Below are 16225 nucleotides of genomic sequence, written 5' to 3'. Positions count from 1 at the left end.
TTTTAAATAGCCATACCTTTTTTATCAGTTCCTTTCTAAAAATATCATAACAACTTCGCACCAAATACAAGTAACCTAGTTTTACATTATAAAAATCATGCTTAGTTAGTTTTACAAAAACCTAAATACTATTTTTGCCAATGGTTTAAGCCTTTTCTTAAAATTCTTATTTTAATGAAAACAAAAGGCATTATATAATCTAAGAAACCACGAGTATTAAATGGTATTAAGTAACTACACGAAAGAATTTAAATACAACTGGAAACTATCGGCTCCAGTTATGTTGGGTATGCTTGGTCATACCTTTGTACAATTTGTCGACAATATCATGGTTGGACAAATTGGAACAGCCGAATTAGCGGCCGTATCCTTAGGAAATAGTTTTATGTTTATTGCCATGTCTTTAGGAATTGGTTTTTCAACGGCTATTACACCTTTGGTTGCCGAAGCAGATGCCTCTAAAAACTTTGCTAGAGGAAAATCGGCTTTCAAACATGGCTTGTTTTTATGTACGGTTTTAGGGATTGCATTATTCGGAATTTTGCTTTTTGCAAAACCCCTTATGTATCTAATGAAACAACCTATTGAGGTAGTCGAACTGGCCATTCCCTATTTAAACTTAGTAGCAGCGTCTATCATTCCTTTAATTATTTTTCAAGCCTTTAAACAGTTTAGTGATGGCTTGTCCATGACTAGATACCCAATGTATGCCACTATTTTGGCAAACGTGATAAACGTTATTCTAAATTACCTGCTAATTTTTGGTAAGTTCGGATTTCCAGAAATGGGAATCGTTGGAGCCGCTTATGGAACCTTAGTGTCTCGTCTTGTTATGGTAGCCTACATTTGGTGGTTACTTAAAGGCAAAGAGAAATCCAAAGCCTATGTCACGAATATCAAATTCTTTACTTTAAATAAATTGATGCTTAAAAAGCTGATGAATTTAGGGTCACCTAGCGCCATGCAAATGTTTTTTGAAGTGGCTATTTTTACGGCGGCCATTTGGCTTAGTGGCTTATTAGGTAAAAACCCTCAAGCGGCAAATCAGATTGCATTAAACCTATCGTCAATGACTTTCATGATTGCTATGGGATTAAGTGTCACATCCATGATTCGTGTTGGAAACCAAAAAGGCTTAAAGAATTATTTAGAACTAAGACGTATCGCATTTTCAATATTTTTATTAGGTTTTATTTTCGCCTGTATCTTTGGTTTACTCTTTTTTATATTCCATAAGCAACTTCCAAAAATCTATGTCGATTTCAACGATTTAGAAAATCTGGCAGATAACACCGAAGTGGTCAGCATTGCTTCCAAATTATTAATTGCTGCGGCGTTCTTTCAAATAAGCGATAGCATACAAGTAGTGATGCTTGGAGCTTTAAGAGGTTTGCAAGATGTGAAAATACCAACCATTATAACCTTTATTTCATATTGGGTAATAGGCTTTCCTATTAGTTTTTTCTTAGGAAAAGAAGAAATGTACGGAAGTTTCGGAATCTGGATGGGACTACTGGCTGGCTTAACCACTGCGGCTATTTTATTGTATCTTCGATTTAATTATCTGACTAAAAAATTGATTTCACAAAGTGCCTAAAGTGTGCTAAAGTTATAAGTGCTCTAAAGTGCCTAGGCTACTTGTAGTTTATTGGAATTTTATACACAGAGATTATGACAAATAAAGAATTTGGGCAGCAATTAGAAAAGAGAACTGTAAAGTTTGCCATAGATGTATTAATGTTTTCCAGCAGTTTACCGCACACACCTGAAGCTTTAGTTCTAAGAAATCAACTCTCAAAATCAGGCACTAGTATTGGTGCCAATTACCGAGAAGCGAATAGGTCTAGAAGTCCAAACGATTTTAAAAACAAAATAAAGATTAGTGTTGCAGAAGCAAGTGAGACAGATTATTGGTTAGAAATTATTGAAACTCTAAATTGGAGTAAAATGGATAATTTAAAGTCATTAAGGGCTGAATCTAAAGAACTACTGGCTATATTTACATCCATTGCAAACAAACTATAAAAACACAAACTCTAGACACTCATAACTTTAAACACTCATAACTCTAGACACTTATAACTCTAGGCACTTATAACTTTAAATACTTATAACTTAAACATGGACTTCCCAAAATTCTTACTCGGCGATAACACAGATTATCCAACAGCAATTTTTGTAATACATACAGAATTTCCAAGATTTATAATCAATTTGGAAGACGACGAAGTAGAATGGCTTGAAGATTTCGATCAGCACGACCAGAAAGAACTTGAGATCGAAGCTGAAGGTTTAATCCAGCAAGCTACAGATTTCTACGACCGAGAAATCTCTCGTTACGATGACTAACTAAGAGCAAACAAAACTTTAAGTCTTTTTAACTATGAAGAAGCATAAGTTTATTTATTTTACACTTTAGACACTTTAGACACTTTAGACACTTTAGACACTTTAGACACTTTAGACACTTTAGACACTTTAGACACTTTAGACACTTTAGACACTTTAGACACTTTAGACACTTTAGACACTTTAGACACATAACTCTAGGCACTTATAACTTTAGTACACTTTAGGCACTCAAAATATGTTAGAACAATTAGTACAATTAGACACAGAACTTTTTTTATATCTTAATAATTTAGGCAGTACCTCTTGGGATGCCTTTTGGATGTTTTATACAACCAAGTTTTATTGGATTCCGTTCTATGCTATTCTATTATTTTTAATTTTCAGACAACATACGCCTAGAATGTTTTTAATTATTCTGGTTACAATTGCCCTTATGATTACGTTTACAGACCAAATCACCAATTTGTTTAAGGATAGTTTTGAACGATTAAGACCTTGTCATCAAGTAGGTGTCAAAGAAGTCATGAGAATTGTTAAGGAAGGTTGTGGGGGACAATTTGGTTATTTTTCTGGCCATGCATCAAACTCCATGGCAGTAGCCGTTTTTGCAGGTTTGTTGTTAAGACATAAGTACAAATATATGATCTTCATCTTACTGTTCTGGTCTGCATTAATGGGGTATAGTAGAATCTATATCGGAGTTCATTATCCATTAGATATCTTATGTGGATTTATTTTTGGAGGGCTTTCAGGACTTATGTTTTATAAATTAAGTCAGTTTTTAAAGCATAAATACAAACTGCACTAATCTATTTTCTCTCAAAAATATAATACACATTTAAAAGTCTATCGTTATACTGTCTGGAATCTTGAGAAACACGATTTAAATTATAGGTCGTAATTTTCTTAATGTGAAAGGTAGGTTCTAGCTTATTTAGCATGTTTTCATCTAGCACATCTTTGGTGAGAAGCCCAAATGTATCATCTTTTGGTAAGGTTTCTAAATCGTCATGTAAAGAGATAAAAGGGATTTTATCACCATAATACCAAAGCATTTCTGGCGAAATATATTCGCTTCCATACAAAGTGAATCCGTCTTTTTCAACCTCAGTTTTGAGATTTGAAATGGGATGGTAGGTGTCACTTGTAAAACCTTTAGAAAGCGGTAAAGCTGTTAAGATCAAACAGGCGAAAAATAACACCGTGAGTTTGAAAACCACATTCATATTTTTTCTCTTTAAATAAAGAAGAATAAAAACACCTATGGTAAATAACACCACTGAAGCTAATATGAATGAAAACCAATGATTGGCAATACTATCTTTTAAGAATACATAAGCTAAAACAGGAAAAGCAAGGCCAATACAAGCAATCAACCCGAAATTAAAATACACAGGAATGGTTTCTCGTTTATCGGACATGGTTTTAAAGCGTCTGATTAAATAATCGATATAAAACCCAATATTAATAGCCAACGGAATTAATACAGGCATGAGATATCTCGATTTCTTTTCAGGAATAATGGATAATAACACCACCGCAAAAAGGGTCCAAAGCAAACTAAATTGATAGCCTTTTAAATGATTGACTCTGGTTTTTAAATAAGGATATAACAAACTGATAAAGGCTGGAATCGTCCAAAGGCCACTTTGTACAAAAAAGCTCCAGTAGTAATAAAAAGGTCTAATATTATAACTTGACCAATTCGAAGTTTCTTTTTCTGTAATTGTGTTGAAAACAAGGGGATCTTGAAATCGAACGTAAATATACCACCAACCACCAACTACAAGTGCTAAAATTAAAACACTTACATAAGAAAATGCTTTGGCTTTTAAGTTTTTAAATTTATAAGTAAACCCATAAGCTAATAAAAAAGGAAGCATTAAAGCATACATGGAAACCGGGCCTTTACTTAAAAAGGAGAACCCAATAAAACATCCTGCTAGCAACGTGTGTTTCCAATAGGATTTGTTTTTTTCAAACAATAGAAACAGCTGATAAATACCCACGCACATAAAACCATGGGTAAAAATATCCCAAGGAGCTTCTATGGTGATTCCAATAATATAAAAGGAGGTTATGGCTATAAAAGCATGTTGCAAGCTCTGTGTCGTGTCCTTAACAAGTAATAAGGATATTTTAAAGATAGATACTGCAAGCAACATAATAAACAAAATAGCAGGAAGCCTGAGAGCAAAGGTGCTATTCATGCCAAAAATACTGCCAGAAATAGCCGTTAACCAAGTTGGTAAAGGCGGTTTTTCGTAGCGTGGTTCGCCATTCATAGTCGTTAATAACCAGTTGCCATCTGTTACCATTTCTCTAGCAGTTATAAAACTTCTGGCTTCCATAATGGTCACATCTAAGACATCTAGATTTGGCAATAGCATGATGGCTGTAAACAAGCAAATAGCAATTACCGGATACTTTTTAACAGGTTTTATCATGCAGATTTACGTATTAAAACAAGATTTCTAATGTAAATAACCATTCCTAAAATATGACCGACAAAAAGAACTGGATCCTGTCTAAAAATAGCATAGGTTAAAATTAAAATAGAACCTATTAAACTTAAGATCCAAAAACCTAGTGGTAAAACAGATTCTTTACGTCTTTCAGAATATATCCATTGATAAACAAACCGAAGGGTAAAGACTACCTGAGAAACAATACCTAAGACTAATAACCAAAACGGAATGGCTTCATTTTTAAATAACAATTCCACATCTATCGCATTATTATTGTAATAAAATATGACGATAAAGATAGGTACAAAAAATAATAGCCATTGAACCAACTTAGGCAAACGTTGCCATTGGTTCTGTAACTGTAAATTTCTAATATAGATGTAATAGGTAAGGGCTTGCCCAAACATAATGGCAAAATCATTTCTTAAATACCCGTAAATAAATAACAGGAAGGATGCAAATAAACTTAAAGACCAAAATAAGGTGGGAGTGGTCACTTGTTTTTTCTTTTCCGAAGTCAGCCATTGAATTATAAGTCTGGAAGAGAATAAAATTTGGGCTAAAAAGCCAATACTATATATAATCCAGCTACTCATTACCCTTTTTTAGCTATAGAATAGTTAATATATTTTCTCTTCATCCACAAGTAAGCAAAACAATCCATTAAAGGCCCCAGCAGTCTATTCCAAACCCCAAAATTGGCAGTTCCAGCAAGACGGGGGAAATGTTGTACAGGAATTTGAATAATTTTTCCTTCCTGTAATAAAATCATGGCAGGTAAAAAACGATGTAACCCTTTAAACATTGGGATTCGTTTGGCATAATCTGTTTTAATTACTTTTAACGGACATCCCGTATCATCCATCCCATCGTGGGTAAACGCACGACGAATGCCGTTGGCTATAGTCGATGACATGTTTTTCACAAAACTATCTTTTCTGTTGGCGCGAACACCGGTAACTAAATCGTATGGTCCAATTTGGTCCAAAAGTAAATTAAAATCCTCAGGAGCTGTTTGTAAATCAGAATCAATATACCCCACAAATTCGGTGTTAACATGGTCAAATCCTGCTTTTATAGCCGCGCTTAAACCTCTGTTTTCTCGAAAACTAATAAAGGTAAAATCGGGTTGTCTATGACATATAGCTTCAATAAGTTCCTGGCTTTTGTCTTTAGAACCATCGTTAACAAAAAGAATTTTAGTTTTCTTAGTTGCTATTTTTATAAAGTCCAATAAAGCTTGTTCAACACGAAGTAAATTTTCTTCTTCATTATAAACGGGAACAATAATGGTAAACTGATAATTCATAGATAGATTTTAATAATACAAATGTATTCTTTTTTAAAGAATTCTAATCTTACAGAAAAAAAATGTTTCTTTGTACTAGATTAAATACTTCTAAAATCGAAGAATAATAAAGGATTTGATTTTTTATTTGAAGGTGATAATTAATAGGAAATAGATATGAAAATTTTAGTAACAGGAGCCGTCGGATTTATTGGTTCTCATACAGCAGAACGTTTACAGAGCTTGGGACATGAAGTGATAGGAGTGGATAATTATTCACCATATTACAGCGTAGCCTTGAAGGAATTAAATGAAAAAGCGCTTGCCGATAAGGGTATTTCTGTTATTAAAAAAGATTTAAGAGATGCTGACTTAAAAGATGCCTTACCAAATGATATTGAATACATCTTTCATTTTGCTGCACAACCAGGAATTTCTAAAACTTCGACTTTCGAAGATTATTTCACAAATAACATCTTGGCTACTAAAAATTTGATGGATTATGCCCAACAATTAACCGACTTAAAAATGTTTGTTAATATTGGAACCTCCTCTATTTATGGTTTGGAAGCCACCTTTCCCGAAAGTATGGCTCCGGAACCTGCCTCTCATTATGGAGTAACTAAATTAGCAGCAGAACAATTGGTGCTTCAAAAATCAAGAGAAAAACAGATGAAAACCTGTTCCTTAAGATTGTATTCTGTTATTGGACCACGTGAAAGACCAGAAAAAATGTACACCAAATTAATTGCCTGTGCCTTTAATAACGATTCCTTTCCTTTATATGAAGGTAGCGCAACCCATTTACGTAGTTTTACCTATGTTGGAGATATTGTGGATGGTATTGTTAGTATAATTGGCAAAGAAGTTGTTGTAGATGGAGAGATTATTAATCTAGGAACAGAAGTAGAACATACTACCCAAGATGGTATTGAAGCTGTAGAAGCTGTTATAGGGAAATCTATTAAGATAAACCATGTTGAGGCTAGGGCAGGAGATCAACTTCGTACCAAAGCCATTATAGACAAGGCTAGAGACTTACTTGATTACAATCCTCAGACTACTTTACTGGAAGGAGTTAGAAAACAAGTAGAATGGTATCAGGCTAATTTTGAAAATTAACCTCAGACCTCAAACCTTAAACCTCAAACCTCAAACCCAATAAGTAATCAGCCGCCGCAAAAGGAGTCGTTTTATGGTCTTCAATAAGTTGTAGCTGTATTTCTAAAGCAATTTTTATCTCTTTATTATTAAAGAAGTTCGATTTTAAATGATCTTCAATAGTCTGAATCAACCAGAATTTATTTTGTTCACTGCGTTTCTTCTGAAAGTAATCATTTTCTGAAACTAAAAGAGTGTACTCTTGAATCTGTTCCCAAATGGCTCCAATTCCTTCATTTTTTATAGCACTACAAAGCAAGACAATGGGTTGCCAATCCGATGATTTCTTAGGGTATAAATGCAGGGCTCTGTTAAATTCTAGTTTCGCTATTTTAGCGGATCTCAAATTCTCTCCATCAGCTTTATTGATAGCAATTAGGTCAGCCATTTCAATAATACCGCGTTTAATGCCTTGTAATTCGTCTCCAGCGCCTGAAAGTTTTAATAATAGGAAGAAATCCACCATGCTATGAACAGCAGTTTCACTTTGTCCCACGCCTACAGTTTCAATAATAATGGTATCAAAACCTGCCGCTTCACATAAAATAATGGTTTCACGAGTTTTTCTAGCAACCCCACCAAGAGAATCTCCCGAAGCTGAAGGTCTAATAAAAGCATTGGGGTCTTTAACAAGTGCTTCCATTCTAGTTTTATCTCCCAGAATACTGCCCTTAGTCAAAGAGCTACTAGGGTCCACTGCCAACACAGCCACTTTTTTACCCAAACCTGTTAAATGGGTTCCAAAGACTTCTATAAAGGTGCTTTTTCCAACACCTGGAACTCCTGTGATGCCAATTCTTATGGAATTATTAGCGTGTGGTAAACAGTTTGTAACCAGTGTATTTGCTTTTTCAAAATGAGCAGGATTTTTACTTTCTATAATAGTAATGGCACGACTTAATGCCGTAATGTCTCCCTTTAAAATCCCTGAAATTAAGTCTTCCGTACTGGGTTGCTTATGCCGCTTAGATTTTAATTTTTCTATATAAGATGTGTTGATAGTGTCTGGTTGTAAGACCCCATCTTTTTCCTCTAATGCCGATTTTCTTTCTGTAGCCACGAAGTCTTTTATTCAAAATTTAAGGTTCAACATGTCATTGAGCCAATAAAATATAAAGATATCAATTATTGTTTTGAAGAAAAAACAAATAGTAAATCAAATTCCCTGCCTTAACATTTACAAAGAAGGAAACACTGCGACTGCGACTGTAAACTGAGACAGAGACTACTTGCCCGTCCGTAGCTTCAGCGAAGGCGTGAGAACTTATTTCAAAGGCACTACCACCTTAGTGTCATCCCAAGCCAAAGTAAGTAAGAGATGATCTGTAGAATTATCAAAACCAATAGTAAATTGTTCAACCGTAGTATCTATTTTTTGAGAAGGAACTTCTACATCTATCACATCAAATTCTGGTTCTCTCATGGCTTTCATTTCCATGTCCACACCCCAAGAATATTGTTTTTTGTTAAACATCACGTGCCAAGTCGAGTCACTAGGAACCGTCCATAAAGTATATTTTCCAGCAGGAAGCGAATCATTTCCAACTTTTAAAGCTTTGTTGGTTTCAAAAGTAGTTGCTTCATTAGCTCCAGTCCGCCAAACCTCATTGAAAGGTACAAGCGCACCAAAGACATCTCGGTTGCGTTTAGATGGGCGGTTGTAAAAAACTTTCAGCTCAATATCATCCACTTTAAAACTGACAATTTTTTTCGGACTTAAAGGTTTCTTCAATAAGCCATCATTTAAAACAGAATACCCGAAAACACCGATAGCCACAAGAACTAAAATTCCAATGATCCATTTTAAAAATCTATTCATAACGACTTATTTAATTGTGAGATAAAGATACTTCAAAAGTAAAGATTTAGTAAAAATGAAACGCAAATTTCTGTTAAATTATTTTAATCTAATGAATTCCTCGATGGCTTTGCCTCGAGGTTTCCGATTTACCTCTTCTAAGGAGACATAAGAACTGCCGTTTTGCAGTTCTTGGTGAGGCAAAATATAGAATTTTGGTTTCTTATGTTAAAACCAAAATGAATCCAGTTTAATACCTCAATGGTTCTATCGTGGATACTTGGTTTCAAGAAATTCTTTATTACCTTGAAAAATAATTCCATTTTTTTGCAACAATGTAATTTTTCACACGTCTTTATAGTGAACGAACCAAAAAAACCAAAAGTAAGGCATGTTTCAAAATCAGCTTATTGAAAAATGTAAGCAAAACAATCGTCAGGCACAAATGCAGTTATACAACCAGTACTGCCAAGGGATGTATGTTGTGGCAAAACGATTTGTTAAGCATGATGCCGAAGCCGAAGATGTGGTGCAGGATGCTTTTATTAAAGCTTTCTCTAAACTCCATCAATATCAAGCTGAGGTGACTTTTGGTGCCTGGTTAAAACGTATTGTTATTAACACAAGTATCGACGCTTTAAAATCTAAAAACCAATATTTGGTGGAATTGGATGAGGTGCACCTCAAAGTAGTTGACGCAAGTGATGAGGACAACTGGTTAGTAGACGATGCGAGCACTCTAGAGACTATTAAAGAAGCTATAAACACCTTATCTGAAAAATATAGATACGTGGTACAACTTTATTTAATAGATGGCTACGATCATCAGGAAATTTCAGAGATCTTAGAAATTTCGGAAGTAGCTTCAAGAACACAGCTTTACAGAGGGAAATTAAAATTGCAAGAACTGTTAAAACAGACAAAAGATGCCACAAGATATTAAAGAGTTACTTAAAATGGAGACGAAACAAGTCGCAGATAAAATGCCTGAAGGCCATGAAGCACGCTTTTTAGAAAAGCTAGAAACGGAGCTTCCAAGAAATCAAAAATTATCTTGGTCTTGGATGCGTGTGGCAGCAAGTATTGTGGTGATTTTGGGCCTGGGTTTTGGTACTTATAAGTATTTTGAAAAACCTGTAGCCATCCAAGTGGTAGACATAGAAACGGAAACGAGTTCTGAAGAAATAACATCAAAAACCTTAGGGGATATTTCGCCAGATTTAAAAAAGGTGGAAGATTATTATTTGGCAAATATCAATTTAGAATTGTCTAAAGTCTCTATGACACCAGAGAATAAAGAGCTTATTAATAGTTATATCAGTCAGTTAGATGCGTTAAATAAAGAATACAAACGTATTTCAGTGGAGCTTACCAATTCTGGTCCAAACGAGTTAACCGTCAATGCACTAATTACCAATTTAAAGTTTCGTTTAAACCTCATGTATCGTCTTAAAGAACAATTACAAACCTTGCAAACAACAGATTCAATCACAAAACGAACAAACATTTAAAACAATCACAATGAAACATATTATAATAATCGGATTATTCTTTCTGAGTGTCTTAAATCTTTCGGCACAACAGAAATTAGATAAAATATCACAATCTATTAAGGTGACAGATGATGTAACTATCGATCTAAATACCAATTATACGACCATTGAAATAGATACTTGGAATAAGGATATTATTGAAATTGAAGCCTATGTAGAAAGTAGTACTTTAAGCAAAGAAGAGCTCCAAACCTACCTTGATAATTGGAAAATTCAGGTAGCAGGCTCCAGCAATTTGGTGACCATTTCGTCCGGCACCAATAACCAAACTTGGGCTGTAGACGGACTCATTTTTAATGAACAATCTTTCGAGGCCTTACAGGGTTTGGAGTTTGAATTAGCAAATATGCCAATTATGGATGGCCTTCTAGAATCTTTAAATTTATCAGAGATTCCTGAATTGCCTGAGATGCCAGAAATGCCAAGACTGCCAGAGCTTCCGGAAGGAATGACCACCTCAGATTTTGATTATGAAAGATATCAAGATGAAGGAGATGCCTACATGGAAACATGGAGTAAAACCTACAGCGACAAATACGGAAAAGAATATACCTTAAGAATGGAGGCTTGGGCTAAACAAGTGGAGTCCAGCGAAGAAATGAAAGTTTTTCAAAAGAACATGGAAGCCTGGGGAGAAAAATTTGGAAAAGAATTTGAAGAAAAGTATAGTAAAGATATGGAAGCTTGGGGCGAGCAATTTGGGCAACAAATGGAAGTCAGAGCCGCCGCTATGGAACAACGCATGGAAGCTGAGGGACAAAGAGGTCAGGCTTTAGAGGCTAGGGAAGCAGCTTTGCAAAACAGGAATCAAGCTTATGAAATTAGAAAACAATCTTTACAGGAATCTTCATCTAATATGAAGCATCAGAAAGTGAAGAAAATTATTAAAATAAAAATGCCAAAAGGTGCCAAGCTGAAAGTGAATGTTAGGTATGGCGAATTAATAATGGCTTCTGCCATTCATAATTTAAAAGCAGATTTATCACACACCAGTTTATTAGCTAATAGCATTGATGGAAGCCAGACTTCCATCAATGCATCTTATTCTCCAGTTAAAATATCAAACTGGATCATGGGAGAATTAAAACTGAATTATGTCGAAAATGCCAATATAAATACAGTCAATAGATTGGTGCTTAGTGCTAATTCTTCCAATATTAACATAGGCACGCTTCAAGGAAATGCTATTATCGACGGAAGTTTTGGGGATCTAATTATCGGGAACATCACAGATACCTTTAATAACCTGAATATTGTTTTAGAAAACAGTAAAGCCAAAGTAAGCTTGCCTAAAGCCGATTATAACCTGCAATATAAAGGTAAAAACTCTCGCTTAAAACACCCTAAAAAATCAACCGACGAGGTAAATTCTAGTTTCACTACAGGCAATTTAACAAGTACTAAGACCATTGTGGTAAATGCCAAGTACAGTCAAGTGATAATGCAATAAATGAAAATCAATAACCAAAACTCAATTTCCAAATCCCAAAAGCAAAAAAAATCCCAAAGTGAAAAACACTAAGGGACTTTGTTATTAAGTTAAAGATTATAACTCTTTATTTCTTTAATCTATTTTCTTTTTTCACTTCTCAAATCAAAAATCATCAATCGTTAATCAACAATCCCTAATCTTCAACGATTACCCATTCTCCAGCAACAATAAGTGCTTCAGCTTGCTTGTATTTCATGGTTTTACTTTCACCACTCATCACGTGTTTTAGAGTCACTTTATCGTTTCTACCAATTTTTGGTTTATCACGAACAATGGTTTCTACAACTTCTTGCTGACGTTGCGTGTTTCCAGCTTCTCTATTTTGAGCAGAACGTTCATCTAAATTAGGAATCTCGTCTTTTTGAGTTCTAAGATTTTCTTTGCTCTTAGTTTGTTTCGCTTCTTGAATAGCCGAAGTTTCTTCAGAAGGAAGTTCCCCTTTAAATAAGAAAGAAATCACGTCTTTGTTTACTTGGTCAATCATTGCTTTAAACAATTCAAAGGCCTCAAACTTGTAGATTAACAACGGATCTTTTTGCTCGTGAACAGCTAATTGAACCGATTGTTTCAGCTCATCCATTTTACGTAAATGCGTTTTCCAAGCATCATCAATAATAGCAAGAGCAATGTTTTTCTCGAAATCGTTGATTAATTGTTTTCCTTGAGTTTCATATGCTTTTTCAAGATCTGTAACTACTTGTAAGGTTTTTAGGCCGTCAGTAAAAGGAACGACAATACGTCTAAATTTATCACGTTGATTCTCGTACACATTCTTAATAACTGGGAAAGCTGTTTCAGCATTTCTAGTCATTTTATTTTTATAATGCTCAAAAGCTGCTTTATACACTTTGGAAGCAATCTCTTGAATAGATAGTTTTCCAAACTCATCTGCAGTAATAGGAGAGCTCATGGAGAAATAACGAATCAATTCGAATTCAAAGTTTTTAAAATCGTTGGTTGCTTTATTGGTTTCAGTAATTCCTTCGGTAGTGTCGTAAATCATGTTGGCAATATCCACACGAAGACGTTCTCCAAATAAAGCATGGTGACGACGTTTGTAAACCACCTCACGTTGGGAGTTCATAACATCATCATATTCTAATAAACGCTTACGAACACCAAAGTTATTTTCCTCTACTTTTTTCTGTGCACGCTCAATAGATTTTGAAATCATGGAATGTTGAATCACTTCCCCTTCCTGTAATCCCATTCTATCCATCATTTTGGCAATACGTTCACTACCAAAAAGACGCATTAAATTATCTTCCAAAGACACATAAAATTGTGAACTTCCTGGATCTCCTTGACGTCCAGCACGACCACGTAATTGTCTGTCTACACGACGAGAATCATGACGTTCTGTACCAATAATGGCTAAACCTCCAGCTTTTTTAACCTCGTCTGATAATTTAATATCCGTACCACGACCAGCCATATTGGTTGCAATAGTTACCTGACCTGTTTTACCAGCTTGGTCTACAATTTCAGCTTCCTTTTTATGCTGCTTCGCGTTTAATACGTTATGTGGTACTTTTCGAATGCTTAACATTTTACCAAGTAACTCACTAATTTCAACAGACGTTGTTCCAATTAATACAGGACGTCCCGCTTCAGTTAAGGTAGTTACATCATCAATTACGGCATTGTATTTTTCACGTTTGGTTTTATAAACCAAATCTTCTCTATCATCTCTAGCAATAGGTCTGTTGGTAGGAATTTCTACAACATCTAATTTATAGATTTCCCAGAATTCTCCAGCTTCAGTTACCGCTGTACCTGTCATCCCTGCCAGTTTGTTGTACATTCTAAAGTAATTTTGAAGGGTAACGGTTGCAAAGGTTTGGGTTGCCGCTTCAATCTTTACATTTTCTTTGGCTTCAATAGCTTGGTGTAAACCATCACTATAACGACGCCCATCCATAATACGCCCAGTCTGCTCATCAACAATCATAACCTTGTTGTCCATGACCACATACTGAATGTCTTTTTCAAATAAAGCGTAAGCTTTTAATAACTGGTTTAAAGTGTGGATACGTTCAGATTTTACTCCAAAATCTCTAAATAATTCTTCTTTAGCGTCTGCTTCTGCATCAGGAGCCAAGCCTTGTGCTTCAATTTTAGCTATTTCGATCCCTATTTCTGGCATCACGAAGAAATCAGGATTGTCTGGCCCAGAAAGGTATTCAATTCCTTTATCGGACAATTCTATTTGATTATTCTTTTCTTCAATAACATAGTACAACTCGGCATCTACCTTAGGCATTTCTCTGTTGTTGTCAGACATGTAAGAATTCTCAGTTTTCTGAAGAAGTTGTTTGATCCCTTCTTCACTTAAAAACTTAATAAGCGCCTTGTTTTTAGGAATCCCTCTGTAAACACGAAGTAATTTAAAACCACCTTCTTTAGTATTCCCTTCAGCAATTAATTTCTTAGCTTCGGCTAAAACACCAGTAAGGTATTTACGTTGTACAGAAACAATATCGTCCACTTTAGGTTTTAAAGCATCGAATTCATGGATTTCTCCTTTCGGAATAGGTCCTGAGATAATTAAAGGCGTACGTGCATCATCGACTAATACAGAATCGACCTCATCGACAATGGCAAAATGATGTGGACGTTGTACCAAATCGTCTGGCGAATGTGCCATATTATCACGCAAGTAATCGAACCCAAATTCGTTGTTGGTTCCGTAAGTTATATCAGATAGATAGGCTTTTTTACGAGCATCAGAATTTGGTTGATGGTAATCAATACAATCCACGCTTAACCCATGAAATTGAAAAATAGGAGCCATCCACGCGCTATCACGTTTGGCTAAGTAATCGTTTACAGTTACTAAGTGAACCCCTTTTCCTGCAAGCGCATTTAAATACATAGGTAAGGTTGCCACTAAGGTTTTTCCTTCCCCTGTGTGCATTTCGGCAATTTTACCTTCGTGCATGGCAATACCACCAATAAGTTGCACATCGTAATGTATCATATCCCAGGTAATGGCTTTTCCAGCAGCATCCCAAGAGTTGGCCCAAATAGCTTGATCGTTATCTAAGGTGACATAGTCTTTTTCTCCAGACAATTCTCTGTCGTAAGTACTAGCCGTCACTTTAATTTCAGTATTATGTACAAAACGTTTAGCAGTTTCTTTAACAACTCCAAAAGCTTCTGGTAAAATATCAGTCAAAACAGCTTCAGTCACCTGATAAATGGTGTCTTTAATACTATCAATTTCTTGATAGATTTCTTCTCTTTTGTCTATGTCTTCGGTGGTCTCTGCTTCTGCCATTAAGGTGTCTATCACATCTTGATGTGGCTTCCTCGCTTCAGCAATTTGTGCTTTAAAGGCAGCAGTCTTACCACGCAACTCATCGTGCGAAAGCTTCTCTAAAGCGGCTCCAAAAGTTTTAATTTTTTCTACTAAAGGCATCATAGCCTTCACGTCTTGTTTCGACTTGTCGCCGACAAAGATTTTTAGTACAGAATCTAAAAAGGTCATTTGTATGTTATTTTTAGTTGTATCAGCTAGAAGCCGATAAATAAATGTGTTGTAATTTTAAGAATTTTGCAACTCTCAAAGGTACGGTTTGTTATTAAGTTTCCCGAAAAATTAGGCACAAAAAAAGTCTCAAAACGAGACTTTTAAATAATGTTGAATTATTAATATTCATCCTCATTCCAGAGGTAATCTTCGTCTGTTGGATAATCAGGCCAAATCTCTTGGATTGATTCATATTGGTCTCCTTCGTCTTCTATAGACTGAAGATTTTCAACTACTTCCAATGGGGCTCCAGTTCTAATTGAATAATCAATTAATTCATCTTTAGTTGCTGGCCAAGGCGCATCGCTTAAATAAGATGCTAATTCTAATGTCCAATACATGTTATAATTGTTTTAATTTTTTGCAAAAATAAATTTTTAGTTCATATAAACAAGAAAAAAAGCAATTAATTACTCATTATAAAAAAGAACGTATGATCTCATTGTGGCTTCCTAAAATTAAAATGGGTCTAACCAATAATATGTTTCCTCAGTAACAATTTAAAACCTTTGGTTATCATTAGAGATCATTGTGTTAGGTTCACTGATTTATGATGTCATTTTCGCCATAAACTCACACCT

At 35.0% G+C, this 16225-nt stretch carries 16 protein-coding genes; 8 read left to right on the top strand and 8 right to left on the bottom strand.

Features of this window, described 5'->3' with window-relative positions:
* Window positions 1–220 precede the first annotated feature (220 nt).
* The 3 genes from IEV77_RS12910 to IEV77_RS12900 all read left to right on the top strand — a co-directional run bounded on the left by IEV77_RS12910 (window position 221) and on the right by IEV77_RS12900 (window position 2349).
* On the top strand, window positions 221–1597 hold the full coding sequence (locus tag IEV77_RS12910; RefSeq protein ID WP_188465490.1) for an MATE family efflux transporter: 1377 nt from the start codon (window positions 221–223) through the stop codon (window positions 1595–1597).
* A gap of 74 nt (window positions 1598–1671) precedes the next feature.
* On the top strand, window positions 1672–2025 hold the full coding sequence (locus IEV77_RS12905) for a four helix bundle protein (protein ID WP_188465488.1): 354 nt from the start codon (window positions 1672–1674) through the stop codon (window positions 2023–2025).
* Between the two features lie 96 nt (window positions 2026–2121).
* Complete coding sequence (locus IEV77_RS12900; protein WP_188465486.1) at window positions 2122–2349, top strand: DUF8828 family protein; 228 nt, start codon at window positions 2122–2124, stop codon at window positions 2347–2349.
* Window positions 2350–2408: 59 nt separating this feature from the next.
* Here the strand turns inward: IEV77_RS12900 and IEV77_RS17560 are convergent, their stop codons facing one another.
* Complete coding sequence (locus IEV77_RS17560; RefSeq protein WP_262891660.1) at window positions 2409–2540, bottom strand: hypothetical protein; 132 nt, start codon at window positions 2538–2540, stop codon at window positions 2409–2411.
* A 47-nt stretch (window positions 2541–2587) separates the two neighbouring features.
* Here IEV77_RS17560 and IEV77_RS12895 point away from each other — a divergent pair, with 47 nt between their 5' ends.
* A complete protein-coding gene (locus IEV77_RS12895) occupies window positions 2588–3160 on the top strand; it encodes a phosphatase PAP2 family protein (RefSeq protein WP_188465484.1) in 573 nt (190 codons plus the stop codon).
* Between the two features lies 1 nt (window position 3161).
* Here IEV77_RS12895 and IEV77_RS12890 read toward each other — a convergent pair whose 3' ends face one another.
* From IEV77_RS12890 to IEV77_RS12880, 3 genes are read right to left on the bottom strand one after another with little or no spacing between them, the layout of a single operon-like run.
* Window positions 3162–4799, bottom strand: a complete 1638-nt coding sequence (locus tag IEV77_RS12890; RefSeq protein ID WP_188465482.1) for an ArnT family glycosyltransferase — start codon at window positions 4797–4799, stop codon at window positions 3162–3164.
* Window positions 4796–5416, bottom strand: a complete 621-nt coding sequence (locus IEV77_RS12885) for a lipid-A-disaccharide synthase N-terminal domain-containing protein (RefSeq protein WP_188465481.1) — start codon at window positions 5414–5416, stop codon at window positions 4796–4798. The genes IEV77_RS12890 and IEV77_RS12885 overlap by 4 nt, the downstream gene beginning before the upstream one ends.
* Window positions 5416–6129, bottom strand: coding sequence for a glycosyltransferase family 2 protein (locus IEV77_RS12880; RefSeq protein WP_188465479.1), 714 nt, complete (start codon window positions 6127–6129; stop codon window positions 5416–5418). The genes IEV77_RS12885 and IEV77_RS12880 overlap by 1 nt, the downstream gene beginning before the upstream one ends.
* Before the next feature lie 156 nt (window positions 6130–6285).
* On the opposite strand from IEV77_RS12880, the gene IEV77_RS12875 reads away from it, so the two are divergent.
* Complete coding sequence (locus tag IEV77_RS12875) at window positions 6286–7230, top strand: NAD-dependent epimerase/dehydratase family protein (protein ID WP_188465477.1); 945 nt, start codon at window positions 6286–6288, stop codon at window positions 7228–7230.
* Between the two features lie 16 nt (window positions 7231–7246).
* Here the strand turns inward: IEV77_RS12875 and meaB are convergent, their stop codons facing one another.
* Window positions 7247–8329 carry a methylmalonyl Co-A mutase-associated GTPase MeaB gene (gene meaB / locus IEV77_RS12870; protein ID WP_188465475.1) on the bottom strand — a complete coding sequence of 361 codons (1083 nt, stop codon included), beginning with the start codon at window positions 8327–8329 and terminating at the stop codon, window positions 7247–7249.
* A 204-nt stretch (window positions 8330–8533) separates the two neighbouring features.
* Window positions 8534–9088 carry a DUF2911 domain-containing protein gene (locus IEV77_RS12865; protein ID WP_188465473.1) on the bottom strand — a complete coding sequence of 185 codons (555 nt, stop codon included), beginning with the start codon at window positions 9086–9088 and terminating at the stop codon, window positions 8534–8536.
* A 370-nt stretch (window positions 9089–9458) separates the two neighbouring features.
* Here IEV77_RS12865 and IEV77_RS12860 point away from each other — a divergent pair, with 370 nt between their 5' ends.
* Genes IEV77_RS12860 through IEV77_RS12850 form a run of 3 tightly spaced genes read left to right on the top strand, consistent with a single transcriptional unit; the run spans window position 9459 to window position 12070 of the window.
* Complete coding sequence (locus tag IEV77_RS12860) at window positions 9459–10010, top strand: RNA polymerase sigma factor (RefSeq protein WP_188465471.1); 552 nt, start codon at window positions 9459–9461, stop codon at window positions 10008–10010.
* Window positions 9994–10578 carry a hypothetical protein gene (locus tag IEV77_RS12855; RefSeq protein ID WP_188465469.1) on the top strand — a complete coding sequence of 195 codons (585 nt, stop codon included), beginning with the start codon at window positions 9994–9996 and terminating at the stop codon, window positions 10576–10578. Before IEV77_RS12860 ends, IEV77_RS12855 begins: the two co-directional genes overlap by 17 nt.
* Before the next feature lie 10 nt (window positions 10579–10588).
* Window positions 10589–12070, top strand: coding sequence for a hypothetical protein (locus IEV77_RS12850; RefSeq protein ID WP_188465467.1), 1482 nt, complete (start codon window positions 10589–10591; stop codon window positions 12068–12070).
* 175 nt (window positions 12071–12245) lie between these two features.
* Here IEV77_RS12850 and secA read toward each other — a convergent pair whose 3' ends face one another.
* Entirely contained in the window at window positions 12246–15602 is a 3357-nt protein-coding gene (secA, locus tag IEV77_RS12845; protein WP_188465465.1) for a preprotein translocase subunit SecA, read from the bottom strand.
* Window positions 15603–15763: 161 nt separating this feature from the next.
* Entirely contained in the window at window positions 15764–15985 is a 222-nt protein-coding gene (locus tag IEV77_RS12840) for a DUF2795 domain-containing protein (RefSeq protein ID WP_007648604.1), read from the bottom strand.
* Window positions 15986–16225 lie beyond the last annotated feature (240 nt).

The organism is Xanthomarina arctica, from assembly GCF_014638915.1.
In the GTDB taxonomy this organism is placed as follows: Bacteria; Bacteroidota; Bacteroidia; order Flavobacteriales; family Flavobacteriaceae; genus Xanthomarina; species Xanthomarina arctica.
This window is presented reverse-complemented; position numbering and strand designations above follow the sequence as displayed.

Excerpts from the sequence above, each read along its gene's own strand:
- IEV77_RS12910 (WP_188465490.1), top strand. The coding sequence starts at position 221 with ATGGTATTAAGTAACTACACGAAAGAATTTAAATACAACTGGAAACTA.
- IEV77_RS12905 (WP_188465488.1), top strand. The coding sequence starts at position 1,672 with ATGACAAATAAAGAATTTGGGCAGCAATTAGAAAAGAGAACTGTAAAG.
- IEV77_RS12900 (WP_188465486.1), top strand. The coding sequence starts at position 2,122 with ATGGACTTCCCAAAATTCTTACTCGGCGATAACACAGATTATCCAACA.
- IEV77_RS12895 (WP_188465484.1), top strand. The coding sequence starts at position 2,588 with ATGTTAGAACAATTAGTACAATTAGACACAGAACTTTTTTTATATCTT.
- IEV77_RS12890 (WP_188465482.1), bottom strand. The coding sequence starts at position 4,799 with ATGATAAAACCTGTTAAAAAGTATCCGGTAATTGCTATTTGCTTGTTT.
- IEV77_RS12885 (WP_188465481.1), bottom strand. The coding sequence starts at position 5,416 with ATGAGTAGCTGGATTATATATAGTATTGGCTTTTTAGCCCAAATTTTA.
- IEV77_RS12880 (WP_188465479.1), bottom strand. The coding sequence starts at position 6,129 with ATGAATTATCAGTTTACCATTATTGTTCCCGTTTATAATGAAGAAGAA.
- IEV77_RS12875 (WP_188465477.1), top strand. The coding sequence starts at position 6,286 with ATGAAAATTTTAGTAACAGGAGCCGTCGGATTTATTGGTTCTCATACA.
- IEV77_RS12865 (WP_188465473.1), bottom strand. The coding sequence starts at position 9,088 with ATGAATAGATTTTTAAAATGGATCATTGGAATTTTAGTTCTTGTGGCT.
- IEV77_RS12860 (WP_188465471.1), top strand. The coding sequence starts at position 9,459 with ATGTTTCAAAATCAGCTTATTGAAAAATGTAAGCAAAACAATCGTCAG.
- IEV77_RS12855 (WP_188465469.1), top strand. The coding sequence starts at position 9,994 with ATGCCACAAGATATTAAAGAGTTACTTAAAATGGAGACGAAACAAGTC.
- IEV77_RS12850 (WP_188465467.1), top strand. The coding sequence starts at position 10,589 with ATGAAACATATTATAATAATCGGATTATTCTTTCTGAGTGTCTTAAAT.
- secA (WP_188465465.1), bottom strand. The coding sequence starts at position 15,602 with ATGACCTTTTTAGATTCTGTACTAAAAATCTTTGTCGGCGACAAGTCG.
- IEV77_RS12840 (WP_007648604.1), bottom strand. The coding sequence starts at position 15,985 with ATGTATTGGACATTAGAATTAGCATCTTATTTAAGCGATGCGCCTTGG.